The 24,356-nt window shown below is 59.8% G+C and carries 24 protein-coding genes; 15 read left to right on the top strand and 9 right to left on the bottom strand.

Features of this window, described 5'->3' with window-relative positions; genetic code table 11:
• Positions 1 to 9 precede the first annotated feature (9 nt).
• Entirely contained in the window at positions 10 to 1,443 is a 1,434-nt protein-coding gene (aldA, locus tag PMA3_RS10155) for an aldehyde dehydrogenase (RefSeq protein ID WP_064677014.1), read from the top strand.
• A gap of 58 nt (positions 1,444 to 1,501) precedes the next feature.
• Here the strand turns inward: aldA and PMA3_RS31685 are convergent, their stop codons facing one another.
• Positions 1,502 to 1,666 (bottom strand): KGG domain-containing protein, encoded by a 165-nt coding sequence (locus PMA3_RS31685; RefSeq protein WP_102136406.1) that lies wholly within the window; start codon positions 1,664 to 1,666, stop codon positions 1,502 to 1,504.
• 241 nt (positions 1,667 to 1,907) lie between these two features.
• On the opposite strand from PMA3_RS31685, the gene PMA3_RS10150 reads away from it, so the two are divergent.
• Together PMA3_RS10150 and PMA3_RS10145 are read left to right on the top strand one after the other, a co-directional pair.
• Positions 1,908 to 2,882, top strand: coding sequence for an MBL fold metallo-hydrolase (locus PMA3_RS10150; RefSeq protein WP_064677013.1), 975 nt, complete (start codon positions 1,908 to 1,910; stop codon positions 2,880 to 2,882).
• A gap of 352 nt (positions 2,883 to 3,234) precedes the next feature.
• Positions 3,235 to 3,504: a hypothetical protein gene (locus tag PMA3_RS10145; protein ID WP_064677012.1), complete on the top strand. Its 270-nt coding sequence runs from the start codon at positions 3,235 to 3,237 to the stop codon at positions 3,502 to 3,504.
• 248 nt (positions 3,505 to 3,752) lie between these two features.
• Here PMA3_RS10145 and arsJ read toward each other — a convergent pair whose 3' ends face one another.
• The 3 genes from arsJ to PMA3_RS10130 form a co-directional block, all read right to left on the bottom strand.
• Complete coding sequence (arsJ, locus tag PMA3_RS10140) at positions 3,753 to 4,967, bottom strand: organoarsenical effux MFS transporter ArsJ (RefSeq protein ID WP_064677011.1); 1,215 nt, start codon at positions 4,965 to 4,967, stop codon at positions 3,753 to 3,755.
• A 9-nt stretch (positions 4,968 to 4,976) separates the two neighbouring features.
• Positions 4,977 to 5,981 (bottom strand): ArsJ-associated glyceraldehyde-3-phosphate dehydrogenase, encoded by a 1,005-nt coding sequence (locus PMA3_RS10135; protein WP_064677010.1) that lies wholly within the window; start codon positions 5,979 to 5,981, stop codon positions 4,977 to 4,979.
• An 88-nt stretch (positions 5,982 to 6,069) separates the two neighbouring features.
• The gene (locus PMA3_RS10130; protein WP_064677009.1) at positions 6,070 to 6,810 is read right to left on the bottom strand and encodes a GntR family transcriptional regulator; all 741 of its coding nucleotides are present in this window, start codon (positions 6,808 to 6,810) and stop codon (positions 6,070 to 6,072) included.
• A gap of 117 nt (positions 6,811 to 6,927) precedes the next feature.
• Between PMA3_RS10130 and PMA3_RS10125 the strand changes: the two genes are divergently transcribed.
• Positions 6,928 to 8,283 (top strand): class-II fumarase/aspartase family protein, encoded by a 1,356-nt coding sequence (locus PMA3_RS10125; RefSeq protein ID WP_064677008.1) that lies wholly within the window; start codon positions 6,928 to 6,930, stop codon positions 8,281 to 8,283.
• A gap of 71 nt (positions 8,284 to 8,354) precedes the next feature.
• Entirely contained in the window at positions 8,355 to 9,656 is a 1,302-nt protein-coding gene (locus PMA3_RS10120) for a cation:dicarboxylate symporter family transporter (RefSeq protein ID WP_064680663.1), read from the top strand.
• A gap of 100 nt (positions 9,657 to 9,756) precedes the next feature.
• Here the strand turns inward: PMA3_RS10120 and PMA3_RS10115 are convergent, their stop codons facing one another.
• The 4 genes from PMA3_RS10115 to PMA3_RS10100 all read right to left on the bottom strand — a co-directional run bounded on the left by PMA3_RS10115 (position 9,757) and on the right by PMA3_RS10100 (position 13,787).
• Positions 9,757 to 11,097: an MFS transporter gene (locus PMA3_RS10115; RefSeq protein WP_064677007.1), complete on the bottom strand. Its 1,341-nt coding sequence runs from the start codon at positions 11,095 to 11,097 to the stop codon at positions 9,757 to 9,759.
• 156 nt (positions 11,098 to 11,253) lie between these two features.
• Positions 11,254 to 12,186: a 3,5-dioxohexanoate:acetyl-CoA acetone transferase gene (kce, locus tag PMA3_RS10110; RefSeq protein WP_064677006.1), complete on the bottom strand. Its 933-nt coding sequence runs from the start codon at positions 12,184 to 12,186 to the stop codon at positions 11,254 to 11,256.
• A gap of 93 nt (positions 12,187 to 12,279) precedes the next feature.
• A complete protein-coding gene (locus PMA3_RS10105; protein WP_064677005.1) occupies positions 12,280 to 13,068 on the bottom strand; it encodes an SDR family oxidoreductase in 789 nt (262 codons plus the stop codon).
• Complete coding sequence (locus PMA3_RS10100) at positions 13,065 to 13,787, bottom strand: GntR family transcriptional regulator (RefSeq protein WP_064677004.1); 723 nt, start codon at positions 13,785 to 13,787, stop codon at positions 13,065 to 13,067. The genes PMA3_RS10105 and PMA3_RS10100 overlap by 4 nt, the downstream gene beginning before the upstream one ends.
• A 185-nt stretch (positions 13,788 to 13,972) precedes the next feature.
• On the opposite strand from PMA3_RS10100, the gene PMA3_RS10095 reads away from it, so the two are divergent.
• The 7 genes from PMA3_RS10095 to PMA3_RS10065 all read left to right on the top strand — a co-directional run bounded on the left by PMA3_RS10095 (position 13,973) and on the right by PMA3_RS10065 (position 19,258).
• On the top strand, positions 13,973 to 14,638 hold the full coding sequence (locus PMA3_RS10095; RefSeq protein WP_064677003.1) for a glycosyltransferase family 25 protein: 666 nt from the start codon (positions 13,973 to 13,975) through the stop codon (positions 14,636 to 14,638).
• A gap of 144 nt (positions 14,639 to 14,782) precedes the next feature.
• Complete coding sequence (locus tag PMA3_RS10090) at positions 14,783 to 15,052, top strand: DUF2934 domain-containing protein (RefSeq protein ID WP_161491142.1); 270 nt, start codon at positions 14,783 to 14,785, stop codon at positions 15,050 to 15,052.
• A gap of 723 nt (positions 15,053 to 15,775) precedes the next feature.
• On the top strand, positions 15,776 to 16,135 hold the full coding sequence (locus tag PMA3_RS10085) for a DUF6124 family protein (RefSeq protein WP_064677001.1): 360 nt from the start codon (positions 15,776 to 15,778) through the stop codon (positions 16,133 to 16,135).
• Between the two features lie 93 nt (positions 16,136 to 16,228).
• The gene (locus PMA3_RS31675) at positions 16,229 to 16,408 is read left to right on the top strand and encodes a hypothetical protein (RefSeq protein ID WP_152032251.1); all 180 of its coding nucleotides are present in this window, start codon (positions 16,229 to 16,231) and stop codon (positions 16,406 to 16,408) included.
• 159 nt (positions 16,409 to 16,567) lie between these two features.
• Entirely contained in the window at positions 16,568 to 16,963 is a 396-nt protein-coding gene (locus tag PMA3_RS10075) for a type II toxin-antitoxin system HicB family antitoxin (protein WP_064676999.1), read from the top strand.
• A gap of 182 nt (positions 16,964 to 17,145) precedes the next feature.
• Positions 17,146 to 18,465, top strand: coding sequence for an NAD(P)/FAD-dependent oxidoreductase (locus PMA3_RS10070; RefSeq protein ID WP_064676998.1), 1,320 nt, complete (start codon positions 17,146 to 17,148; stop codon positions 18,463 to 18,465).
• 10 nt (positions 18,466 to 18,475) lie between these two features.
• Positions 18,476 to 19,258, top strand: coding sequence for an NAD(P)-binding domain-containing protein (locus PMA3_RS10065; protein WP_064676997.1), 783 nt, complete (start codon positions 18,476 to 18,478; stop codon positions 19,256 to 19,258).
• Here PMA3_RS10065 and PMA3_RS10060 read toward each other — a convergent pair.
• Positions 19,255 to 20,280: a GlxA family transcriptional regulator gene (locus PMA3_RS10060; protein ID WP_064676996.1), complete on the bottom strand. Its 1,026-nt coding sequence runs from the start codon at positions 20,278 to 20,280 to the stop codon at positions 19,255 to 19,257. The two genes, PMA3_RS10065 and PMA3_RS10060, sit on opposite strands and share 4 nt — an antisense overlap.
• Positions 20,281 to 20,497: 217 nt before the next feature.
• Between PMA3_RS10060 and PMA3_RS10055 the strand changes: the two genes are divergently transcribed.
• The 3 genes from PMA3_RS10055 to PMA3_RS10045 all read left to right on the top strand — a co-directional run bounded on the left by PMA3_RS10055 (position 20,498) and on the right by PMA3_RS10045 (position 24,354).
• On the top strand, positions 20,498 to 21,949 hold the full coding sequence (locus PMA3_RS10055; protein ID WP_064676995.1) for an aldehyde dehydrogenase family protein: 1,452 nt from the start codon (positions 20,498 to 20,500) through the stop codon (positions 21,947 to 21,949).
• Positions 21,950 to 22,028: 79 nt separating this feature from the next.
• Complete coding sequence (locus tag PMA3_RS10050; RefSeq protein WP_064676994.1) at positions 22,029 to 22,994, top strand: LysR substrate-binding domain-containing protein; 966 nt, start codon at positions 22,029 to 22,031, stop codon at positions 22,992 to 22,994.
• A 103-nt stretch (positions 22,995 to 23,097) separates the two neighbouring features.
• Positions 23,098 to 24,354, top strand: a complete 1,257-nt coding sequence (locus PMA3_RS10045; protein ID WP_064676993.1) for an aromatic ring-hydroxylating oxygenase subunit alpha — start codon at positions 23,098 to 23,100, stop codon at positions 24,352 to 24,354.
• The last annotated feature ends 2 nt before the right edge of the window (positions 24,355 to 24,356 follow it).

Raw genomic sequence — 24,356 nt, 5'->3', positions numbered from 1 at the left:
GTTGTCCCAATGTCGTCCGTGCCTGTTTACGAAAACTTCATCAACGGCCAATTCGTGGCCAGCGCCGCCCATCTCGACGTGATCAACCCGGCCACTGGCGCCCTGTTGTCCAAGGTCCCGGCGTCGACGGCCGACGACGTCGACCGCGCCCTCGCCGCCGCCCGCGCTGCGCAAAAAGACTGGTCGCGCAAACCGGCGATCGAACGCGCCGGGCATCTGCGGCGGATCGCCGCCAAGCTGCGGGAAAACGTCGCCCACCTGGCGCGCACCATCACCCTGGAACAAGGCAAGGTCAGTGGCCTTGCAGAAGTCGAAGTCAACTTTACCGCCGACTACCTCGACTACATGGCCGAATGGGCCCGGCGCATCGAAGGCGAAATCATCACCAGCGACCGCCAGAACGAAAACATCTTTCTGCTGCGCAAACCCCTGGGCGTGGTCGCCGGGATTCTGCCGTGGAATTTCCCGTTCTTCCTGATCGCCCGCAAGATGGCCCCGGCACTGCTGACCGGCAACACCATCGTGATCAAGCCCAGCGAAGAAACGCCAAACAACTGCTTCGAATTCGCCCGACTGGTCGCCGAAACCGACCTGCCGGCCGGCGTGTTCAACGTGGTCTGCGGTGACGGCCGAGTCGGCGCGGCATTGAGTGCGCACAAGGGCGTGGACATGATCAGCTTTACCGGCAGTGTCGCTACCGGCTCGCGGATCATGGCCGCCGCGGCGCCGAACATCACCAAGCTCAATCTGGAATTGGGCGGCAAGGCGCCGGCCATCGTATTGGCGGATGCCGACCTCGACCTGGCGGTAAAAGCCATCCGCGATTCGCGGATCATCAACAGTGGTCAAGTGTGCAATTGCGCCGAGCGGGTGTACGTCGAGCGTAAGGTCGCCGATCAGTTTATCGAGCGCATCGCGGCGGCGATGAGCGCGACCCGCTACGGTGATCCGATCGCCCAGCCGGATATCGAAATGGGCCCGCTGATCAACCGTCAGGGGCTGGACAGCGTCGATCGTAAAGTCCGCACCGCGTTGAGTCAGGGCGCGAGTCTGATCAGTGGCGGGGAGATTGCCGATCTGCCCAATGGCTTTCACTTCCAGCCCACGGTGCTGGCCGGCTGCCGTGCCGACATGGAGATCATGCGCGAAGAGATTTTCGGCCCGGTGCTGCCGATCCAGATCATCGACGACCTCGACGAAGCCATCGCCCTGGCCAACGACTGCGACTATGGCCTGACCTCGTCGATCTACACCCGCGACCTGAACAAAACCCTGCAAGCGATGCGCGAGCTGGATTTTGGCGAAACCTACGTCAATCGCGAGAACTTCGAAGCGATGCAAGGATTCCACGCTGGCGTGCGCAAGTCAGGCATCGGCGGCGCGGATGGCAAGCACGGGCTGTATGAATACACCCATACCCATGCGGTGTATCTGCAAGGCTGAGCCGTGTCTTGAGGCCACCGACCTGCTGACTGGAGCCTGTCAGCAGGTCGAGCAGAGATCATTTTTCTCCGCGTGTCCCTCCATGACTGTGCTGTCCACCGATCCGGGCTTTCTCTGCCTTATCGATGGCTACATTGGCCTTTGGCTCGCCTTTGCGTCCCGCCTCTTTGACTTTTTGCGGGTCGTCGGAAAAGCCGTGATGGGTTTCTTGTCGTTTGGTCATGGCCAATCTCCTGAGACAAAAAATAGTGACTTACTTTGGATCGTCACCCTAAGTTTTCGTCTCGTCGATACGACAAACGGAACAGGCCCGCCGCCTGCAGACGCGAAAAAAAAGTGACGGAAAGTCACTTAGAGCCAAACTCATATCACTGGTGTCGAACGCATGCCGGAGGTAGAAATCGTGATTTTTTTCAGTGCCTCTGGCTGTTTGTCAGATCAACTGCCTGAAGGAAGGATCGGCCATGGATCTCATATTTCTTGGTACTTCAGCAGGCGCCCCTACCCGAAATCGAAATGTGAGTGGCACCGCGCTCATCGAGTCCTCAGGCAAGGGCTGGTACCTGGTGGATTGCGGCGAAGCCACCCAGCATCAACTGCTACGCACACCCTTGACGTTAAAAAACCTTCGCGGGTGCTTCATAACCCATGTACACGGCGATCATTGCTTCGGCTTACCCGGGCTGCTCGCCACGGCCGGCATGTCGGGGCGCCTGGAACCGCTCGATATCGTGTTGCCGGTTGCGCTGCATGACTGGGTGCGCCTCAGCCTGAGCGCCAGCAGGTCGTGCCTGTCCTTCGAGGTGCGCTTGCATGCAAGCGAAACCTTGAATGGCTGGCGAAACGGCCATGTCCAGGTCGACACCGTTGCCCTGTCTCATCGTGTTCCCTCTCATGGCTACCTATTTGCCGAATCCAATCCTGACCCGCGCCTGGATGTGCAACGCCTGGAAGCCGAAGGCATACCTCGCGGCCCGATCTGGGGTGAGCTGGCGCATGGACGTGAGGTCGAGCATGCCGGACGCCTGCTGCGTGCGCAGGACTATTTATGCCCGGCGCGACCCGGACAACGCTTCATTATCTGTGGCGATAACGACACCCCCGACCTGCTGGCCAAGGTGGTTCCAGGCGCGGACGTGCTCGTGCACGAGGCCACCTTCTGCCAGTCATTGATTGATCGCACCCGCGAGAGTTACGGCCACAGCAGCGCCGCCGCCGTCGCGCGCTTTGCCGAGTCGGCGGGTATACCGAACCTGGTGCTTACCCACTTCAGTGCGCGCTATCAATCCAATCCCGGGCAAAGCCCGTTCATTGGCGATATCCACGAGGAAGCAGCGGCCTGTTTCACGGGCCAGTTGATCCTCGCGCAGGATCTACAACGCTACCATCTCGATCGGGATGGTCGGCTGCAAGTGGTCATGGAACGCTTGTCGCAATAGGCAGGTCCGGGATGGGTGCGGCTGCCTGTGGTTGTCACCTCTGCGAAAAAATAGATCCGTCACCTTTTCGAAAATAGATCCGTCACCTTTTCGTGGTCACCTTTTCGTGCATGCCAGCAGCGATACGCAGTCAATTCTTCGATGTTTTCAGCAACAACGCTTTGGTCGACGGACCGTTGATCGTGCCCGGCTCAAACTGGCACCGATGGACAGGGGAACGTCACCTTCAAACACTTCCGCGCGGCCCTTCGATACCGAACAATCTACTTTCCTGCAGCACAAAAAAAATAAGCAGAAATCAGCACCCAACCGTATGCACATCATTTGTTTGGGTACAAGGAGAGACGACCCCATGAGCACCCCGCTCCGCATCAACGAAGCACTTTTGATTGCGGGTCACGCATTCGAACCTTTTCAATGTATCGCCTGGGCTCCGCAAGACGGTAATGGCGAACTGAGCCTGACCGTCGTCGACCGGGCCAGCACGCGTATTTGTCGCAAGCAGATTCCAAGCAGTGCCTATTCCGACCCGGCGCAGCTGGAAAGCGTGTTGGAAGAGGTGCGCGCCAAGTTGAACCAGGAGGGCTACACGCTGGGATCCTGGACAATGCCAGGGCAATAATGCTCACTTGTTGAGAAAACCCGGCCTGATGCCGGGTTTTTCCGTTTTCGCGACACCCTTTTCACAAGGCATTCACAACTCAAGGCGCACATTGAGCGTACAAAAGGATTTGACCCCAATAAAGAGCCCGCCCTTGCGGGCTTTTTTCTGTCTGGCATCACGCGTGCGAGGCACGTTCGAACACTTCGTCAGCCCACTGGTTCAGGCTCTTGCCCGCGGATTGGGCGGCAATAAAACACCCGCCAGCGCTACACGGCATGTCTCGGCAGCCCGATGGAAATCAACGCAGCGACCAGCACGAATGCGCTCGATATCCATAAGCACGCGCCCAGCCCATGCACCTGATAAACCCAGCCGGAGAGCACCGTGCCGATCAGGCGGCCCATGGCGTTGGACATGTAGTAAAAACCCACATCCAGCGACACGCCATCTTCCTTGGCGTAGGACACTATCAGGTAGCTGTGCAGCGACGAGTTCACTGCGAACAATGCACCAAAAGCCATCAACCCGCCGAGCAGCACCACCTGTGGCGACAGTTCGGTGTTCAGCCCGAGAGCGATCGCCGCCGGGAGACCCGCCAGTGCAAGTGCCCACAGAAATGCCGCGCGACCATCCGGTACATGACCACGTTTCTTTCCCGTGATGCCAGGCGCCACGGACTGCACGATGCCGTAGCCGATCACCCAGGCTGCAAGAAAGCCGCCAACCTCCCAGAAGTCCCAGCCGAACACACTGCTCAAGTACACCGGCAAGGCCACGACAAACCAGACATCGCGGGCGCCGAAGAGGAACATTCGCGCTGCCGAGAGGATATTGATCGCCCGGCTCTTGGACAGGATGTCGCGAAACCTTGGCTTGGCTTTCGCTTTGCCCAGGTCCTTGCTCAACAGGATCAGGCTGCCGATCCAGATCAACGCCAGGACACCCGCCATGACCAGCAAGGCACCTTTGAAGCCGAGCAATGCCAGCAAGGCTCCACCGAGAAAAAAGCCGACACCCTTGAGTGCGTTCTTCGAGCCGGTGAGGATCGCTACCCACTGGTAAAGCTTGCCCTGCTGCCCGTCAGGAACCAGAAGCTTGATGGAGCTTTTGGCACTCATCTTGTTCAGGTCTTTGGCAATGCCCGACAGCGCCTGAGCGCCCATCACCCACGGGATGGTCAACCAGGCGACCGGCACGGTCAGCATCAACAGCGCCGCGACCTGGATGCCCAGCCCGATGTTCATGGTTCGGTTCAGACCCAGCCGAGCGCCGAGGTAGCCACCCACAAGATTGGTGATCACGCCAAAGAGTTCATAGAACAGAAACAACGCCGCGATTTGCAGTGGGCTGTAGCCCAACGCGTGAAAGTGCAACACCACCAACATGCGCAAAGCGCCATCGGTGAGGGTGAAGGCCCAGTAGTTGCCCGTGACGAGCAAGTACTGCCGCACTTCCGGAGCAAGGGCGGACAACGCTTTCATGACCGCTCCTCAGACTGCCAGACCGACCATCCTGGCCAGTTCGACGGTGCGGTTGGCATAACCCCACTCGTTGTCGTACCAGGCATAGAGTTTGACCTGGGTGCCGTTGATGACCATGGTCGACAGCGCATCGATGATCGATGAGCGCGGATCGGTACGGTAGTCGATGGACACCAGTGGACGCTCTTCAAAACCGAGGATGTCTTTGAGCTCGTTCTCGGAGGCCTCCTTGAGAAACCAATTGACCTCTTCGACAGTGGTGGCCCGCTCGACCTCGAAGACGCAGTCCGTCAGCGAAGCGTTGGCCAGCGGCACGCGTACGGCGTGACCATTGAGGCGCCCGCGCAGCTCCGGGAAAATTTCGGCGATGGCGGTGGCCGAGCCGGTACTGGTTGGAATCAGGCTCATCCCTGAAGCACGTGCACGGCGCAGATCCTTGTGCGGCTGATCGAGGATGCTCTGCGTATTGGTCAGGTCGTGGATGGTGGTGATCGAACCGTGGCGAATGCCCAGCTTCTCGTGGATGACTTTGACAACTGGCGCCAGGCAGTTGGTGGTGCATGACGCCGCCGTGACAATGCGATGTTCCGCCGCATTGAACAGCTGATGATTGACGCCCATGACGATGTTCAGCGCGCCTTCTTCCTTCACCGGGGCGCTGACCACCACGTGCTTTACGCCCTGGTCGAGATAAGCCTGAAGCACGGCGACGGTCTTCATCTTGCCGCTGGCCTCAATCACCAGGTCGCAGCCCGACCAATCGGTGTCGGCAATCGCCTTGTTGGCCGTGACCTTGATTCGTTTGCCGTCGATGACAATGTTGTCGCCTTCGGAATCGGCCTGGCCATGCCAGCGGCCATGCACCGAGTCGAAGTTCAGCAGGTGCGCATGGGTCGCCGCGTCACCTGCCGGATCGTTGATCTGCACGAACTCGAACGCTGGCCAACGCCAGGCGGCGCGCAGAGCAAGTCGACCGATCCGGCCAAAACCATTGATGCCAACTTTGATAGTCATATCGTTGTGCTCTGTGCCTGGCTAATATACGGTTTAACGAATATATGATTTTCCGTATGCGAGGTAAAGCGCTGGCCGGAAGAACGGTTCAGGCGCTCGTGCTTTTTTCTCGCTTCATCTGAGTGACCAACGTAAACCTGTCCTCGGGATGGACCGTTTCCGACACGACCATCAAACCCCCCTCCTCGTCACGGTACTGGCGAATGATGTTCAACCCTGGAGAGCCGGTTTCGGCGTTCAGGCTCTTGGCAATGCCCGGTGTCAGCAACACCGCGCGTACCTGCTGATCCACCACCTCGATGTGCCGGCCGTAGTGTTGCTCGATCAGCGCGGCAATCAACTCGTCCGGATGCTGCTCGGCCAATTCGATCACCTCTGAATAAATGTCCTGGGCGTAGACATCAGTCCAGCACAGCGGCGCGTGCAGGTTTTCCTGGTCGACCCGAATGCTCGACACGCAAAAGTAATGCTCGCCGGGTTCCAGCCCCAAGCGCTTGGCCAAGGCAATATCGGCCACGAAGTGATGCACGCTCTGGATGCTGCGGACCTGGGTTTCGGCCAGGTGCACCAGGTCGGAGACCGAGGCCAGCGATTGTGAATAACCGCCCTTGGGTGTGGACGCTTCAACGCGGGTACCGACCCTTTTGCGCCGGGAAACCAGTCCCTGATTCTGCAATTGAGTAATGGCCGCGCGGACCGTGTGTCGGCTCACGTCATAGAGTTCGCACAGCTCGAACTCGGTGGGCAATAGCGTCCCGACCGGGTAGCGCCCGCTGGAAATCCCCTCCAGCAAGTCTTTTGCAACGACCGCATAGCGCGTCTGGTTCATACCTTTCATCAGTCCCGAGGATTTACCGAGTTGACAGTGTATCAGCGAGCACGTAAGAATTATGTACGGACATATTGAATATGTCCGATCAATAACAAACATATTCGGGATGACCTCATGTCCAGCACCGTTTTCGACTCCGTCCTCTTCCGCGACATGTTCGGCACTGCCGAGATGCGTGGCGTGTTTTCCGACAAGGCTTTGATTGAACGCTACATCGAAGTGGAAGTGGCCCTGGCCCGGGCCGAAGCACGTTGCGGCGTGATCCCCAGCGAAGCTGCCGAGCAAATCGCAGAACTCGCGACCTACGCCTCGCTCGACATGGCCCTCATGCAGCACGAGACGGAGATCGTCGGCTACCCGATTCTGCCGCTGGTGGAACAACTGTCGAAAACCTGTGGTGAAGCCGGGCGCTACGTGCACTGGGGCGCTACCACTCAGGACATCATGGACACCGCCGTCGTGCTGCAGGTACGCGCTGCGCTGGCGATCGTCGAGCGCGATATCCAGGCCGTCCGCGGTCTGCTCGCCGACCTTGCCCGGCGCTACCGCGATACGCCGATGGCCGGCCGCACCCATCTGCAACACGCGCTGCCGATCACCTTCGGCTACAAATGCGCGGTCTGGCTGAGCATGTTCGACCGTCATGCCGAACGCCTGGTGGAGCTGCGTCCACGGGTGGAAATCGGCCAGTTCGCCGGTGCGGCGGGCACACTGGCTTCGCTGGGCGACAAAGGCCTGGAAGTCCAGGAAGCCTTGATGGCCGAGCTCGGCCTGGGCATACCGCAGGCCACGTGGCACGTGGCCCGGGACGGGCTTGCCGAAACCCTGAACTTCCTCGGGCTGGTCACCGGCTCCCTGGGCAAAGTCGCCCTGGACGTTATGATGATGATGACCAGCGAGTTGGGCGAAGTGTACGAACCCTTCGTCAAGGGTCGGGGTGCCAGCAGCACCATGCCGCAGAAACGCAATCCGATTTCCTGCGAATTGATGTACGCCGCGGCCAAGGGTGTCCGCCAGCACGCCGGTCTGATGCTCGACGCCATGATCCAGGACTTCGAGCGTTCCACCGGCCCCTGGCAGGCCGAGTGGATCGCCATTCCCGAAGCCTTCGCATTGAGCGCGGCGTCTCTCGGTCAGGCGAAGTTCATGCTCGCCGGGCTGGAAGTGCGCACCGAACGCATGCGCAAGAACCTCGACATGACCCAGGGCCTGATCGTCGCTGAAGCCGTGATGATGGGACTCGCACCGGCGCTGGGCCGCCAGGTGGCCCATGACGTGGTGTATGCCGCCTGCCGCATGGCCAATGACGAAGGCACCAGCCTGCTCGACGCCTTGCTCGCTCAAGGCGAAGCCACGGCGCAACTGGATATCAAGGAACTCAAGCGCCTGACCGATCCGGCCAATTACCTGGGTCTTGCCCCGCAGATGGTCGACATCGCCCTGGCGCGAGAGGGCTCGGTTAAACGCTGATCCTCATGGGGCTCGAAAAAATCGAGCCCTTCTGCCCGCAGCTCGCCAAAAACAACAACGAGATCGCAGACATGACCACCGTTAACAAAAAGCCGTTCTACAAGGATCTGACCTTTCAGGTCATCGCCGCCATGGTGCTGGGGATTGCCTTCGGCTTCCTGGCCCCGGAACTGGCCGCCAAGTTCAAGATCCTCGGCGATATCTTTCTCAAGCTGATCAAGACCGCCGTCGCGCCCCTGGTGTTTTTCACCGTCGTCCACGGCATTGCCTCGGCGGGCGATATCAAGCGTGTCGGCAAGGTCGGTTTGCGGGCGCTGATCTATTTTGAAGTCGTGTCCACTATTGCCCTGGCCCTCGGCCTGCTGTGGGGCAACCTGCTGAACATCGGCTCCGGCATGCATGACGCGCACCCCAGCAGTGCCGCCGCCGCAGCGGCCAGCGCTGCCGTTTCCAAGGGCCACGCGCCGGCGTCGACCATGGACTTCATCTATGGGATTTTCCCGGACAATTTCGTCGGTGCGTTTGCCGGTGGCCAACTGCTGCAAGTGCTGGTGATTTCGGTGCTGTTCGGTTTCGCCTTGCTCGCGCTGAAACCCGAGCGTCGCAGCGTCATCGAAGACGGCTTGAGCCGGATCTCCGAGTGCTTCTTCGAGTTCATCAACCTGATCATGAAGTTCGCCCCGCTTGGTGCCTTTGGTTCCGTGGCCTATGCCGTAGGTGCCAATGGCACTGCCGTGCTGATGTCATTGGCCAACCTGGTGCTGATGTTCTACGTCTGCATAGCGTTCTTCATCTTCGTGGTATTGGGCGTGGTCTGCCGTATTTCAGGTTTCAGCCTGTGGCGATTCCTGAAGTACATCAAGGATGAGATTTTCATCGTGCTGGGCACGGCTTCGTCGGAAAGCGCCCTGCCACGACTGCTGCAAAAACTCGAAAAGTTCGGCTGCTCCAAGCAGAGCGTCGGGCTGGTGCTGCCAACGGGGTACGCTTTCAACCTCGATGGCACGTCGATCTACATGTCGCTGTGCGTGCTGTTCATCGCCAATGCCTATGGCGTGCCGATGAGCTGGGAGCAACAACTGGGCACCATCGCCATCATGCTGGTGACGTCCAAAGGTGCAGCGGCGGTGTCCGGTGGCAGCTTCGTGGTGTTTGCCGCGACGGTCACGGCCATCGGGGTGCTGCCGGTGGAGGGGCTGGCCTTGCTGTTCGGCGTCTACCGCTTCATGTCCATGGCCATCGCCACCTGCAACACCATCGGCAACAGCGTGGCGACAGTGGTGGTGTCCAAATGGTCGGGAGAGTTTACCGAGCAGACCGCCAAAGCCGAATACAGCCGGGTATTCGGGCGTAATCCGCAGGCGGCTCTTTAATCCTCGGTAAGTACGCAGGCACAAAAAAACTGCCCCGGAGTCATCCGGGGCAGTTTTTTACGCTTCATTTGACGCGGGCAGCATCGTTGTCACCGCGCACTCATACAGGCTGTCGCCGACTTTGCAGCCGTTGTTTACCCACCTTCTGCTCATGGCCCTGGCGCAAACGCAATGCCGCAATCGCCGCGAGCACCAGGATAATCGCCACGATTTTCATGCCGTTCATGGCATTGCCGGTGCTTTGTTCGATCAACCCCATCACGGAGGGGCCGACAAAACCGCCCAGCAGGCCGCACGAGTTGACGAATCCCAACCCTCCCGCGAGCGCGGCGCCCTTGAGTCGCGAAGCGGGGTAGAGAAAGATGATCGACTGCACGACGAAGAACATCACCGCCGATATACAGAAGCCCAGCAGACTGATCACCGGTCCCGCCAGCGAGGCGATTCCCAGGCCTGCGGCCATGGTCAGCAACCCCGCTACCAGCATGTGCCGGGCACGCGCCGGGGTGGTGGCAAATCGAGGCAATGCGATCGCGCCCGCTGCCGCCGCCAGCCAAGGCAGGGAGGTCAGCAAGCCGATCTGCAAGGTACTCAGCTCGCCGTATTTGCCGATGATGCCGGGCAGGAAAAAGATCACCGTGTAGATCGTGATCTGGTGGCAGAAATAGACCAGGATCGCCAACAGGATCTGCGGGGTCAGGCATTGTTTGAACGAGTGACCGCCGGCGCCTGCGCCCTCCTCCGCTTCAGCGGCCAACCGCCGCTCGATCTGCTCGGCTTCGGCGGCGCTCAGCCAAGGCGCCTTGCTTGGACGGTCCGGCAATTTTTTCCAGACCACCATGGCGAAGAACACCGCAGGCAGGCCTTCGAGCATGAACATCCACTGCCAGCCACGCCAGCCCCACACACCGTCCAGCTGCATGAGCGCGGCCCCCAGCGGCCCGCCAATGATGTTGGCAAAACACACGCCCAACAGAAAATAACCGGTGGCCCTGGCCCGTTGTTCGCGGCCGAACCAGTACGTCAGGTACAGCATGACGCCAGGGAACAGACCCGCTTCGGCAATGCCCAGCAGCAGGCGCAACACGTAGAACGACGTTTCGCCCTGGACAAACGCCATCGCCGCAGAAATCAGACCCCAGGTGACCATGATCCGCGCAATCCAGAAGCGCGCGCCGACCTTGTGCATGATCAGGTTGCTGGGCACTTCCGACAGTGCGTAGGTGAGAAAGAACAGCCCGGCGCCCAACCCGTAGGCGGCAGCGGAAATGCCCAGGTCGATATCCAGTTGATGCTTGGCCAACGCGATGTTGGTCCGGTCAAGAAAGCTCAGCACGTAGGCCGCAATCAGCAACGGCATCAGCTTGACGAACATCAACTTGTTCAACGTCGCCGCGTCGCGGGGGGCATCAGGTATTTCGATGTTTCTTGTTATTGTCATCGCGCAAACCTCTTGCAGCTACAGCTGTAGAGAAGTCACGGCAACGCTGGCCGCCGTGAGCAAAAAAACTGAGCTGACTGTTTTTATGGAGAGGACAGGCTTCGCCGTCAACAGCAGGCGCCGGCCACCAAGGCCTGCGCCCTCATGTAAACGCTGTTAAAAATCGACCTGGTCCTTGCCCTTGAGATCGAGCATTTCCCGCGCCTCATCCGGGGTCGCCACGCGCCCGCCCAGGGCTTCGATCACCGTGCGAATACGCTTGACCTGATCGGCGTTGGACGCGGCCAGTTTGCCAGGCCCGTCCCACAGCGAATCCTCAAGGCCGACGCGCACATGGCTGCCCATCGACAGGCCCATGGTACCCAGCGGAATCTGATTGCGGCCGGCGCCCAGAATCGACCATTGGTAAGCGTCTCCGAACAGGCGGTCGGCCGTACGGCGCATGTGCGCCAGGTCTTCAGGATGCCCGCCAATGCCTCCGCGCAGTCCGAACACCGACTGAATGAAAATCGGCGCCTTGAGCAACCCGCGCTGCAGGAAGTGCGCGGCGGTATACAGATGGCCGATGTCGTAGCACTCAATTTCAAAGCGGGTGCGATTCTCGGCGCAGGCGTTGAGAATATGGGCGATGTCGCGGAAGGTATTACGGAAGATCCGGTCGTCACTCTCGGCCAGGTATGGCCGCTCCCAGTCGTGCTTGAACTCGGTGAAACGATCGAGCATTTCGTAAAGCCCGAAGTTCATCGACCCCATGTTCAGCGATGCCAGTTCCGGCTTGAGTTGTGCCACAGGCTGCAGGCGTTCTTCCACGCCCATGGTCGGCGCGCCGCCGGTGGTGATGTTGATCACCACATCACTCTTGGCCTTGATCTGCGGCAGGAACTGACGGAACAGGTCGACATCCTGACTCGGCCGCCCATCGATTGGATCGCGGGCATGCAGGTGCACAATCGATGCGCCGGCCTCGGCGGCACCGATCGCGGCGTCGGCGATTTCCTGCGGCGTGATCGGCAAGTGCGGCGACATCGACGGCGTATGAATGGCGCCAGTGACGGCGCAGGTGATGATGATCGGGCGATTTTTGGACATGAGTGTTCTCCGTTCTTGTTCTTGGCGAGAAAGTTGTTGGGGTCACTCGACGCGGATTATGTCCGGCCGTTGGTGTCACTGAAGTCGAGACGCTTAGAGGTACTCGACGTTGCCATCCACACTGATGGCCTGGCCGGTCACGTTGCGTGCGGCGGGGGAACACAGGAACAGCGCCATGGCGGCGACGTCCTCGGCGGTGACCATGCGTTTGAGCGAGATCTTCTTCAGGTACTCCTCACGCATCTCGGCTTCAGGCACGTTCATCTGCTCGGCGCGGGCGCGAATCACCCCGTCCATGCGCGGGCCTTCGACGATGCCGGGCAGCAAGGCGTTGACGCGGATGTCGCTTTCACCCAACTCGGACGCCAGGGATTTCATCAGGCCGATGATGGCCCACTTGGTCGCGGCATAGGGTGTACGCCAGGCGTAACCCAGGCGACCGGCCACCGACGCGATGTGGATCAGATGCGCGTTGGGTGACGCCTTGAGCAGTGGCACCGCGTGATGGGCAAAGCGGTATTGCCCGGTGAGGTTGATGTCGATGGTGCGCTGCCATTCCTCGTCGGTGATCGCATCGATCCCGGCGGTCGGCCCGGCGATCCCGGCGTTGTTGACCAGGACATCAAGGCCACCGAACTGTTCGCGCTGAACCTTGAACACCGCTTCGATCTGCGCCGGGTCACCCACGTCGGCACGGGTGGCGACGCTGTGCGGATAACGGTCGCGAAACGCAGCAAGGGCGGCCTCGCTGACGTCACACACATGCACTTTCGCACCCGCCTCCATGTAAGCCGCTGCCAGCACTTCGCCGATCCCGGCTGCGCCACCAGAGATCAACACCCGCAGGCCGGTGTAGGGAATCAGTCGATTGAGAACGCTCATGCTTTCTTCACTCCAGAAACTGGCGACTTCGAACGGTCGCCCTTGACGATCAGGCGTGCCAGGGAGTCGGCCGCCTGCATGATGTCGTCGGTGACCGCCGCCCGGGCCGCAGCCCCATCGCGCGCGGCCAGGGCCTCGACGATCCGGTTGTGCGCTTCCATCGAGCGCTGCAGGTGCGCCCTGTCCGGTGCGACAAGCGCAAAACAGGGGCCCATGTGCAGCCAGAAATTTTCCACCGCCGCGATGGTCAGCTCAGCTTTGGCCACCGCATAGATGCGCCGGTGGAAGGCAAAGTTGGTCCACAGATAACGGGCCACATCGACACTGTCGGCGGCTTGCTGCATCTGGTCACACAGGTGGCTGATGTCTTTAAGGTCGGCGTCGTTGAGCAGCAGAACGGCCTTCTCGGCCAGCAGACCTTCGAGCGCCACCCGGGCGTCGCGGATTTCCCGCAGGCGATCGGGGGTCATCATGCGCACACGCAAACGGGAGGTTTCGGTGACTTCGAAGGCGTTTTCGGCACTGAGGCGGTTCAGCGCTTCGCGCACGGGCATCGGGCTGGAACCCAGCGCCTCGGCGAGACCGCGGATGGTCAGCTTCTGACCTGGCTGGAAACGGCCGCTCATCAGCGCTTCGCGGATCTGACGGTAGACCTGATCCTGCAGGGTATCGCGGGAAACCTGACGCAGAGTGGGCAGGAGGGTTGGGCGATCTGTCATGAGTAATGGCTCACATTGGACGTTCTTGTGGGCCCAATATGTGATCACAAATAACATATGTCAAATAATTTTTGGCTCGCTACCATTGAGCTGCTTTATCAGTGCCCGACGATGGATAGCGATATGCTTGGCGGCTGGTTCCGTTCGATGAAGCTGTGGAGAATGAGTTGTCAAAGAAAAAGGATATGAGTCAACTACAGATCGATGGCGTTTTCTGCATCAGTCTCCGGGGTCGGACCGATCGCCGGGAGCTCTTGGCCCGTGAGTTCGAAGGCAGTGGGCTGAACATCGAGTTTCTGATAGTGGACCGCGACAACGAGAGCCCCGAACGAGGCTGTTTCGACTCCCACATCAAATGCGCGAGGATGGCCCTGGAGCGTAATTATCGACGTATTCTGGTCCTCGAAGACGACGCGACCCTTGTTGCATTCAAACCGGACCAGCTGCGTCAAATGAATGCCTTCATGAACCGGAAAGACCCTGGACTGTTCTACCTGGGAGCAAACCTGGGGAAAGTCTGGTTGACCTGGCACAGGGGAATAGCCCGGGTACGTGCCAAGGGCACCCATGCCTACATTCTGTCCAATAGCGCGTGCGAACAACTGCTGGCACATGCCCCCTACACCGGGATCGCCATCGACAAGATTTATTCAAAGCATTTCAAAGCCTACATGGCCTTCCCCATGCTGAGCCAGCAACAGCCCGAAGAAGTCGTTGCAAGCGACGTCCTGGCGGCCAGGTCGTCGGACGGCACCTTTCCTGATGCGGCGTATTGGCGGGACAACTGGCGCAGGCAATATGTACAAGTATTCAAAAACCTCGGCAAGACGGTGTTGCTTCGGGACCTTTGAGCCTGCGTGAAACGCCTCCATCTGAAACCCGCCAATCTCCGGCGGGTTTTTTTTGAACCTTTACGACCCAGGGCAGCCCCTAATCTATGGAACATTGCCACGCATTCCGAGCAATGGAAACGCTCGATCACAGGAGGAATGACCATGATTGACGAATCGAAAATCCGGCAACGAGCTTATGAATTGTGGGAAAGGGATGCTCGTCCTGATGGCGCTGAAGTACATTATTGGCTGCTCGCCCGAGAACAGCTTCAGGAAGAAGAGCAGCCGTCTGCTGCGGGCACTGTTGACCCCGTCTCTGGCGAATGGGAAAGCGGCTCAGACGAACCCACGCGGCAGGCTGAAGGTGGCGAAAAAGCCGACGAGGACGAGTGGCCGGCAAAAGGTGAAGCTGCCCGATACTCAGGCGCGTAGTTTGTGCGCTGATGATCACCAGGCTCTTCGTTCAGGCGAGGGAATGAAGAGCTTGTGAACTGAAAATGCCTGGCGAGGGTGAAGGCGTAATTGGAGGTTGAGTACGTTAACCACGGCTTCCCCTACCCGCTCATACGAAAATCCGTCTCCGTTACGGCCATTTGCATCTAGTAGTTCGCAAGCCGTCGTGGTTTGTTCGAAACATGAAACTTCCCCGCAAGACGAGTGTTTGAGCGTCCTACCGCTTACTTCCTGAAAGCTACAATATTCCATCCCGACTGCACGCCGACAAAGTAATGATCCTGGCGCTGTATCGGCGGAGCGAGTGCAGAAATCAGGGGATTTGTCTTGTTCGCTCGCGAATTAAACATCCATGCAAGGCGCGCGTTTAAGCGTCCTACTGCTTACCTCCTGAAAGCTACAAGATCTTGCGTCATTGCCTACAGGTACGCCAGAATCCGCCGGCTTGTACGCCCCCGAGCCGCCCGGTAACTTGATTCCCGTCACTGCCCATCAGTGATCGGGTTTAGCAGCCCGCGACAACTCGGATGTGCGTGCATCTGTCATGCAGGTATTTAATCGCCTGTACTTGATGGTGGCTGTACGTAGGGCGTCCTCGGGCGCGCCGGATTTCTGAGTTTCCCGGTCTGCTAACCTGCGTGCAGCTGCCACCCTCCTCGTTTAGCAGCAGGAGGATTGGCAACCATCAGGAAAACTCAGAACATGAAGAAGCCCTCTCCAAACCCGCCAGAAACCGATCCAGTCTCCACGCATGAATCTGATTTAAACAAACTCGGCGAGTCCGCCGAACAGTCCTTCGACTTTCCAATCCCCTCAGTTGCCGACATCAAAGCCACCCCGCGTACACCCAGCACTCTGTTTACCGTCGACCCAGAGGCTACGACCGAAACCCTCGTGGTTTATCTGGTCGAAACGCTGGCCTCGGTTGATGTGATGGTTCATCACCTGGTGGATCATCTGGACGGCGGATCGCGCAATGCCCTGTTGGGCATATCCAACAGCATCATGCTGGCCGAAATCACGGCAAACCGGGTGCTGGATCAGATCGATCCGCTCAAGTAAGTGCGGCTGACTGAGGCCGGATGTATCTGGTCGGCGGCACGCTGCCTGTACCAAGGCCGATTAGTCTGGCCGGGCCAGCAACAGGGGTCGCAATTGCTCGACTCAGCACAACGGCGCAGCCTGGCTGCGCTGTTGCTTCAGGCCTCGAGCGTCCCGATAAAGAACTTCAACTTTAAGCGTATTGGCGAAGACGTCAGCGAAAAGCTCGACTACACGCCCGGCGTGTTCGTCGGTGAGCGCCGTATGCGCAACAAAGGGGTCAAACGGGTTTAAAAAAATAAGAAAAAAATACCAATAAGGGTGATTCAGGATCAAAAAATAAACCATTTCAGGTGAGAAGCAGAACCGTCCACACATCTCCTTTTCGGTCTATCTTTTCGGTCTATATCTTTCGGTCAGAATTGAAACTCACCACCCCCAGAAGGAGTGATCATGTACGACTTCGCAATACGCTTTGATCAGGACGCCACCGGTGTGGCCGTGTTCTGTCGGGATTTACCACAGCTCAATAGTTTCGGCGATAACCGCGAGCACGCAATCAGTGAAGCTGTGGACGCAATCGAAACGACGCTCTCGCTGTACGTTGACGAACGTCGCTCTATCCCGCAGGCATCCTCCGCACTGGAGAATGAACACGTTGTCCGGCTGCCGGCGGTCACTGTGGCGAAGATTGAGTTGTGGAACGAGATAGTAAAGCGGGACATGCGCAAAGCAGACCTGTACCGGTTACTCGGTGTCGACCACGCCCAAGGTGATCGGCTGGTCGACTTCCTGCACGTATCGGAAATGGAGGATCTGAAAGCTGCGCTATTGGCACTCAAGGTGTGATGGAGTGGCAGCTCTGTTTGTCATGAAGGAGCTTCCATAGGGTGCTCGGATCTGGAAGCCAAAATCGAAACCCGGCGCTGTTGGAACACGCAACAGCCAAACCTCCCATGAGTTGTCCCGATCGTTATAGGGCCCACCCTTCTGCCAGTGCGATAGTGCAAAAAAAGAAGGGACTGGCTTCCATGTACAGAAATACTTCCACCCCAGCCGACGACAATGGCTGCGGCTGGTTTCACCTCAGCCCGCCGCGTGACGTTCGCCCTGGCCACAGCGGTCGTACCGAGGCGCGCTGGGTCGTTCTAGGCGCAGGCTTCACGGGCCTCGCCGCCGCACGCCAGCTGGCACTGAAATTCCCCCAGGACGAGATCGTGGTGATCGAGGGGCAACAGGTGGGCTTCGGTGCCTCGGGACGTAATTCCGGCTTCGCCATTGACCTGCCCCACGACATCGGCGCCCATGACTACATCGGCGACCCGGCCACGGCGCGGATGAACCTCAAGCTCAATCATTTCGCGCAATCGATGATCCGCACACTGGTCGAGCAATACGGTATCGACTGCCAGATCCGCGCGGACGGCAAATACCAGGCCGCCGTCGAAGAAAAGGGCCTGGCGGTGCTGCAGGCCTATCGCAGCGGCCTGGACAAACTCGGCCAGGCCTACGAGATGATCGAGGCCCGCGACTTGCCGGAACACCTTGGCACTTCGTTCTATCGCCAGGCGCTCTACACCCCGGGCACCCTGCTGTTGCAACCGGCGGCGCTGGCCATGGGCCTCGCCAACAACCTGCCGGCCAACGTCAGCCTGTACGAAAACACCGTCATCACCCACCTGGAACAGGGCGACAAGATCACCCTGCGTCACGCCAACGGCGAATTTATTGCCCACGAGTTGCTGCTGTGCAATAACGCCTTCGCTTCGCATTTCGGCTTCTTGCCCGGCCGCCTGCTGCCGATCTTCACGTACGCCAGCATGACCCGACCGTTGTCTGTAGAAGAACAGGCGCGTCTGGGTGGCAAAGAGACCTGGGGCATCATCCCTGCCGACCCTTTCGGCAGCACCCTGCGGCGCACACCAGACCAGCGTCTGCTGGTGCGTAACAGTTTCAGTTTCAACGCCAGCGGGCAGGCTCAACAGCGATACCTGGAGCGCGCCGCTCGCCAACACCGTACCTCGTTCGACCGACGCTTCCCGATGCTCCCGGACATGCCATTCGACTACACTTGGGGCGGTTCGATGTGCCTGTCGCGCAATCACTCGTCCTACTTCGGCAGCCTGGCGCCGAGGGTCCACGGGGCGCTGTGCTGCAACGGACTGGGCATCACCCGCGGCACCGCCACCGGCACCTTGCTGGCCAACTGGCTGGCGGGCGAAAAGGACGAACTGACCGACTTCCTGCTCGCCTCGCCCGGCCCCAACCGCAATCCGCCGGAGCCGCTGTTGAGCCTGGGAGTTAATCTGAACCTTAACTGGGGCCAGCGCCGCGCCGGCCTGGAAGCCTGAAGGAGACATCATGCAAAGTCTGGGCATATTGGGTGTTGGTGAACTCACCGAGAAAGTCGTGCGGGGGCTACGCCGCAGTGGCTTCGACGGAGCGATCCTGCTGTCTCCCCGCAACGCCGAACGCGCCCGGGCGCTGGCGCAGGCGTGCAACTGCGAGGTCATGTCGAGCAATCAGGCAGTGGTGGACAATGCCGCCATGCTGCTGCTCGGGGTACGGCCCGACAGCGTTGCGCAGTTGGCCGCCGAGATCACGCCCAAACCCGGCCAGCATCTGCTGTCGTTGATCGCCGGGCTGGACCTGCAGACGCTCCAGGCCACCTTTCCCGGTGCCGTGTGCGTACGGGTGATGCTGTCATACACCGCCCAGTTCAACCAATCGACCGTCGTCATCTACCCGCCCGATGAAACGGCCCGGATCTGCCTCGGCCCGCTGGGCTCAATGGTGGTCATGGACGACGAACCGGCGTTCGAACTGGCCACCGTGGCAGCCTGCATGAATGGCTGGTTCTATTTCCTGTTTGACGACCTGCAGCAATGGCTGGTGGACAAGGGCCTGCCCGTCGAGCAGGCCCGCACGTTAGTCCTGGGTAACCTCGAGGATTGCCTGGCCAGCGCACGTGCCCATCCGGATCGCAGTCTCAAAGCCCTGGGTCAGGCGATTGCCACGCCGGGTACGTACACGGCGGCCGGCCTGGATGTGCTCAATCATCAGCCAGGAAGCGCCACTTGGGGCGCGGCGTGCGAAGTGGTGTTCGATGCCCTGCTGAATCGCCCGCCGCCACCCTCGAATTAGAGTTCAGGGTCCATTCCGACCCGCTCGCTGAGGCGGTCAGTGTTGAAGCGTTCCACTTCATGCCGGTGCTTGCGGAAGCTGTAGGGGGTTTCGCCGTACTGCTTGCGGAACCACAGGATGAAATGTGAAGCATCGGAGAACCCGCTGGCCAAGGCGATGGTGGTGACGTTTTGGCTGGTGTTGACCAGCAGTCGCCGGGCATGGTCCAGGCGCAGCTTGCGCCAATAGTTGGCGGGTGGCTCCTGGGTATTGGCGACGAACTCGCGGTGCAATTGGCGTGGGTGCGTACCGACCGCATCCGCCACCGCCTTGAGCGACAGCGAGACGTCCAGGTTGTCACGCATGAAGGCAATGGCACGCTCCACCCGATCGTTCTGGTAGACCCGGTTGGTCTGCTGTTCATCTTCGGCCCGCTCTTCCACCAACAGGTATTCCAGGCCTTTCTGCGCCCGCACCTCACCGCAATGACGCCGGATCAAGCTGGCGGCCAGGTCAATGGCCGTGCCTCCGGGACAGGTGATGATGCCGCGGTCCTCCACGTAACTCTTGTCGATCACCGAGTGGGCTTGAGGGAACAGCGTCTGGAACTCCTCGCGGATAGTGAAATGCACGGCACAGCGCCGGCCGTCGAGCAGCCCGGCCTTGCCGAGCACGAAGGACGCCGAGCACAGGGCGATTATCGGGATGTTGGCCGCATGCACATCGCGCAACGCGTCGAGCAGCCAGGCCGGCGGATTACGCGTTTCGCCGAGCAAGCCTCCGGCGATCACGATGTAGTCGTACCGGGCAAACAGATTCAATGGCCGGGTGGGTGAAATCGGCATGCCGCAACTGGCAATGACCGGCTGATCATTGCAGGTCATCCAGTCCCACTGACAGTACACCTGGTGACTGCGGAACGACTTGTCGGCGGCAAAACGCAGGGAGTCGACCAGACCCGCGACCGGCACCAGCGTGAACTGGTTCATCAGCACGAAACCGACGCGCAAGTCCGGTTTAACCTCAGCGGGCTGGGTGTTCATGGTCGCTCTCCAACGCAGCCGGGAATGTTCGGCACGCTCAGTATAAGGGGGGAGATGCGTCCGTAATATCATACAAAGACCGCTAAATCCTATATTCCGGACAAGCCAGGCGCTGACCGACTTCAGCGTCCTATCAATTGTCATGCCCGTAATAGCGTGCACCGGGGTGCGCTGAGCATCATGCCGACACACCCGATCATAAAAGGATGCGTACCGCATGAACCCCGTCACCAAGAGCAGCTACGTCGATGGCGCCTTCATTTCCCTGGACAGCGCCAGCGACCTGCTGGAAAACCGCAATCCTTCCAACCCGGAGGAAGTGATCGAGCGGTTTGTGCGTGCCGACCAGGCCCTCACCGAACGGGCCATCGCGGCTGCCCGCCGCGCGCAGCCGCAATGGGCACGGAGCAATCCGCAACAGCGTGCCGACGCGCTGGATTTCATCGGCAGCGAAATCCTCGCCCGCCGCGAAGAGCTGGCCGCCCTGCTCGCCCGTGAGGAAGGCAAGGTGGTGCGCGAGGCACTCGGCGAAGTGGACCGCGCCGCTCGCTCGTTCAAGTTCTACGCCCAGGAGGCGCTGCGGGCCTCGGGCGAGAAATACCAGTCGGTGCGCCAGGATGTGGGCATCGACGTCATCACCCAACCCCTGGGCGTGATCGGCATCATCGCGCCGTGGAACTTTCCGATGGCCATTCCTGCCTGGAAGATCGCCCCGGCGCTGTGCTTCGGCAACTGCGTGGTGTTCAAGCCGGCGGAGCTGGTTCCTTCCTCGGCCTGGGCGCTGACCGAAATTATCGCCCGCGCCGGCCTGCCGGCCGGGGTTTTCAACCTGCTGATCGGTCCGGGCCGCAGCGTCGGCGATACCCTCATTCGCTCGCCACAGATCGATGGCATCAGCTTCACGGGTTCCGAGCACACCGGTCGGCAGATTGCCCGACTCGCGGCGGAGGGCATGAAGAAGGTGCAACTGGAGATGGGCGGCAAGAACCCGCTGATCGTCCTCGACGATGCCGACCTGGAACAGGCGGTCGAAGTGGCGCTCAATGGGTCGTTCTACAGCACCGGCCAGCGCTGCACCGCCAGTTCGCGGGTGATCGTCACCGAGGGCATCCATGACGCTTTCGTTGCGCGGCTGGCGCAGCGTACCCGCGCGCTGAAGGTTGGGGATGCCATGCAGGCTTCGACCGATATCGGCCCGGTGGTGGATGCGCGACAGCTGGAACAGAACCTGTCGTATGTGGCCAGCGGCGTGGAGCAAGGTGCGACGCTGGTGTGCGGTGGCGAGCGCATCGAAAACGCGGCGGGCGCGCATTTGTTCACACCCGCGCTGTTTACCGACGTCCGCCCGGACATGCGGATTTACCGTGAAGAGATTTTCGGGCCAGTGTTGTGTGTGCTCAAGGTGCGCGATTACGAGGCTGCCTACGCGGCTGCCGAGGACACCGAGTTCGGGTTGTCCGCCGGTATCGTCACCACCTCGCTGCGTCATGCCGAGCACTTCAAGCACCACAGTTCGGCGGGGATGGTCATGGTCAACCTGCCGACCGCCGGGGTCGACTACCACGTACCGTTTGGCGGCAATGGTGCATCGAGCCTTGGGTCGCGTGAGCAAGGCACGCACGCCCGGCAGTTCTTCACCCGGGTCAAGACGACTTATCAGCTGGCTTGATGATCCTGTTGCGGGGCCTGCGTGCCGCTAACAGCGCTCGCCCCCCGATGGTGTTGCCTCAAGACCGAGTAAAACAACAATGAAAACTCAAGAAGCCGGCAGCAAACACAAGGGTTACAGGCGGATCATCCCCTCCATGACCGCCCTCCTCCAGTTCGAATCCGTCGCCCGCCTTGAAAGCTTCACCCAGGCCGCCATGGAACTTGGCGTAACCCAGGCCGCCGTCAGCAAGCAGATCAAGGTGCTCGAAGAAAACGTCGGCGCGCAACTGTTCCACCGCCTGCACCGCAGCATCGACCTGACCAACGAAGGGCAGGCGCTGTTCGCGATCATTTCCGAATCCTTGCAAAAAATCGCCACCGTCTTCGATCAGATCAACCAGGGAGCCGGCCGGCACGAAATCAAGCTCGGCGTCACCGCCTCGTTCTCGCAGTTTCAGATCATGCCTCGGCTGGCCCGTCTGCGCGATGCGCTACCCGACATCCAGCTACGCCTGGCAACGCAGATGTTCACCGGCGACCTGCGCACGCAGGAGTCCGATCTTTATGTGCGCTATGGCAATGGGCACTGGGAAGACGGCGAGGTCATCCGGCTGTACGAGGAAGAAATCTTCCCCGTCTGCTCCCCCGGTTGGCTGGCGAAGAATCCCGTTCCAACCACTTTGGAGGAGCTGGCCAGCGCGGGTCTGCTGGACTCCGACTCGACGTCGGAAGGCTGGATGACCTGGCAAGGCTGGTTCAAGGAACTGGGGCTGAGCACACAGAAGTTGAATTACATCCTGCGCGGCAACCAGCATTCCGATGTCGTACACGCCGCATTGCATGGTCACGGCATCGGCCTTGGATGGGGACGTGTCGTTGAACACCTGCTGGCCACAGGCGAACTGGTTCGACTCGAACCTTTCTTTATTCGGCCAACAGATGCCTATTACGCCATTATCCCCGACGGACGCAGCGCAACGGTCGAAGCCTGGGCAGTCATACGCTGGTTACAGGACCGCGCCCCCCTGTCGTCATTATCAACGGCAAGCCATAACTTAATGTAATGCGAACGGTAAAAATAGGCGCATTGACGGGTTTTTAGCCCCCTCAGATAATCCCTGCACACGTTTTGGTAATACTTAAAATAAAAGTGCCTGAGGGATACAAATGAACATTGCGCCTATTAAAACTCACCGTGAAGTCATAACTTCCCGGGAACTTGGCTGTGGTCTTTCAGGCGAAGTTTTCAGTCGGCAGGATATATTCGAAACTGACGTCGATATATTTTTCACTAAACATTGGATCCTGGTTGCAGTGACCGCTGACATCCCTGAGCCGGGCGATGTTTTCACCACCGATATCGGCAAGTCGTCGATCCTGGTGCTGCGCGATGACGATGAGCAGGTTCGCGCCTACCGCAACGTTTGCCGCCACCGCGGCGCTCGTCTCAAAGAGCCGGGCAAATCAACGGTCGGCATGCTGGTTTGCCCCTATCACCAGTGGACTTACGACCTGGATGGCAGCCTCAAGCATGCAGCGCATATGGGCAAGGACTTCGATCCGAAATGCCGCAGCCTGATTCCGGTGCACTGCAAGGTTATCGGGACTCATGTGTTTGTATGCTTGAGCGAGGAGGCACCGCAAGATATTGCCATTCAGGAAGAAGTCATGGGCGCGCGTTTCGCACCCTATGAGCTGACCAAGACCCGCATTGCCTACGAACTTGATTATATCGAGAACGGAAACTGGAAGCTGGTGATGGAAAACAACCGCGAGTGCTATCACTGCGCGGCGACTCACCCGGAGTTGATCGTCTCCTACCAGTCCGAAGACCTCGGCGTAAGTTACGAAGAAATGAGCGAAGAGGCGCGCGCTTCCTATGATGCTTATCAGATCCGCAAAGCCGGGATCGAAGCCAACTGGGAAAGTGAGGGCCATCTCTATGCCACGGTGGAACACCTTGAAGAAAACGCCGCCACCCAGTTCCGCACCCAGCGCATGATCATCGCCGGCAGCGGCGAATCCCAGACCCTCGACACCAAGGTCGCCTGCACCAGGCTGCTGGGCAACCTGACCCGTCGCGACCTCGGCGACACGCATCTGTGGGGCAATAACGGCTGGACCCACGTCATGAGCGACCACGCGATGATCAGTTGGATCATCCCGCTGGCGCCGGATCGCACCCTTGTGCGCACCAAGTGGCTGGTGCACCAGGATGCCGTGGAGGGTGTCGACTATGACCTGCAGCGCCTGACCGAAGTCTGGGTCGCCACCACCCGACAGGATGCCAACCTGGTCGCCATCACCCACAGCGGTACCCAGGATCCTGCTTATATTCCGGGCCCCTATTCCGACTTCACCGAGCCGTACGTTGACCAGTTTGTCCGCTGGTACGATGCACGCCTCGCTGCACATGGTGTTTAACA

Origin of the sequence: Pseudomonas silesiensis (genome assembly GCF_001661075.1) — a bacterium.
GTDB lineage: Bacteria > Pseudomonadota > Gammaproteobacteria > Pseudomonadales > Pseudomonadaceae > Aquipseudomonas > Aquipseudomonas silesiensis.
Note: the sequence above shows the minus strand (reverse complement) of the source record. Positions and strands in the feature narration are given on the sequence as shown.

Bases quoted from the DNA above. Each gene is read 5' to 3' on its own strand.
- aldA (WP_064677014.1), top strand. From the start codon at position 10: ATGTCGTCCGTGCCTGTTTACGAAAACTTCATCAACGGCCAATTCGTG.
- PMA3_RS31685 (WP_102136406.1), bottom strand. From the start codon at position 1,666: ATGACCAAACGACAAGAAACCCATCACGGCTTTTCCGACGACCCGCAA.
- PMA3_RS10150 (WP_064677013.1), top strand. From the start codon at position 1,908: ATGGATCTCATATTTCTTGGTACTTCAGCAGGCGCCCCTACCCGAAAT.
- PMA3_RS10145 (WP_064677012.1), top strand. From the start codon at position 3,235: ATGAGCACCCCGCTCCGCATCAACGAAGCACTTTTGATTGCGGGTCAC.
- arsJ (WP_064677011.1), bottom strand. From the start codon at position 4,967: ATGAAAGCGTTGTCCGCCCTTGCTCCGGAAGTGCGGCAGTACTTGCTC.
- PMA3_RS10135 (WP_064677010.1), bottom strand. From the start codon at position 5,981: ATGACTATCAAAGTTGGCATCAATGGTTTTGGCCGGATCGGTCGACTT.
- PMA3_RS10130 (WP_064677009.1), bottom strand. From the start codon at position 6,810: ATGAACCAGACGCGCTATGCGGTCGTTGCAAAAGACTTGCTGGAGGGG.
- PMA3_RS10125 (WP_064677008.1), top strand. From the start codon at position 6,928: ATGTCCAGCACCGTTTTCGACTCCGTCCTCTTCCGCGACATGTTCGGC.
- PMA3_RS10120 (WP_064680663.1), top strand. From the start codon at position 8,355: ATGACCACCGTTAACAAAAAGCCGTTCTACAAGGATCTGACCTTTCAG.
- PMA3_RS10115 (WP_064677007.1), bottom strand. From the start codon at position 11,097: ATGACAATAACAAGAAACATCGAAATACCTGATGCCCCCCGCGACGCG.
- kce (WP_064677006.1), bottom strand. From the start codon at position 12,186: ATGTCCAAAAATCGCCCGATCATCATCACCTGCGCCGTCACTGGCGCC.
- PMA3_RS10105 (WP_064677005.1), bottom strand. From the start codon at position 13,068: ATGAGCGTTCTCAATCGACTGATTCCCTACACCGGCCTGCGGGTGTTG.
- PMA3_RS10100 (WP_064677004.1), bottom strand. From the start codon at position 13,787: ATGACAGATCGCCCAACCCTCCTGCCCACTCTGCGTCAGGTTTCCCGC.
- PMA3_RS10095 (WP_064677003.1), top strand. From the start codon at position 13,973: ATGAGTCAACTACAGATCGATGGCGTTTTCTGCATCAGTCTCCGGGGT.
- PMA3_RS10090 (WP_161491142.1), top strand. From the start codon at position 14,783: ATGATTGACGAATCGAAAATCCGGCAACGAGCTTATGAATTGTGGGAA.
- PMA3_RS10085 (WP_064677001.1), top strand. From the start codon at position 15,776: ATGAAGAAGCCCTCTCCAAACCCGCCAGAAACCGATCCAGTCTCCACG.
- PMA3_RS10075 (WP_064676999.1), top strand. From the start codon at position 16,568: ATGTACGACTTCGCAATACGCTTTGATCAGGACGCCACCGGTGTGGCC.
- PMA3_RS10070 (WP_064676998.1), top strand. From the start codon at position 17,146: ATGTACAGAAATACTTCCACCCCAGCCGACGACAATGGCTGCGGCTGG.
- PMA3_RS10065 (WP_064676997.1), top strand. From the start codon at position 18,476: ATGCAAAGTCTGGGCATATTGGGTGTTGGTGAACTCACCGAGAAAGTC.
- PMA3_RS10060 (WP_064676996.1), bottom strand. From the start codon at position 20,280: ATGAACACCCAGCCCGCTGAGGTTAAACCGGACTTGCGCGTCGGTTTC.
- PMA3_RS10055 (WP_064676995.1), top strand. From the start codon at position 20,498: ATGAACCCCGTCACCAAGAGCAGCTACGTCGATGGCGCCTTCATTTCC.
- PMA3_RS10050 (WP_064676994.1), top strand. From the start codon at position 22,029: ATGAAAACTCAAGAAGCCGGCAGCAAACACAAGGGTTACAGGCGGATC.
- PMA3_RS10045 (WP_064676993.1), top strand. From the start codon at position 23,098: ATGAACATTGCGCCTATTAAAACTCACCGTGAAGTCATAACTTCCCGG.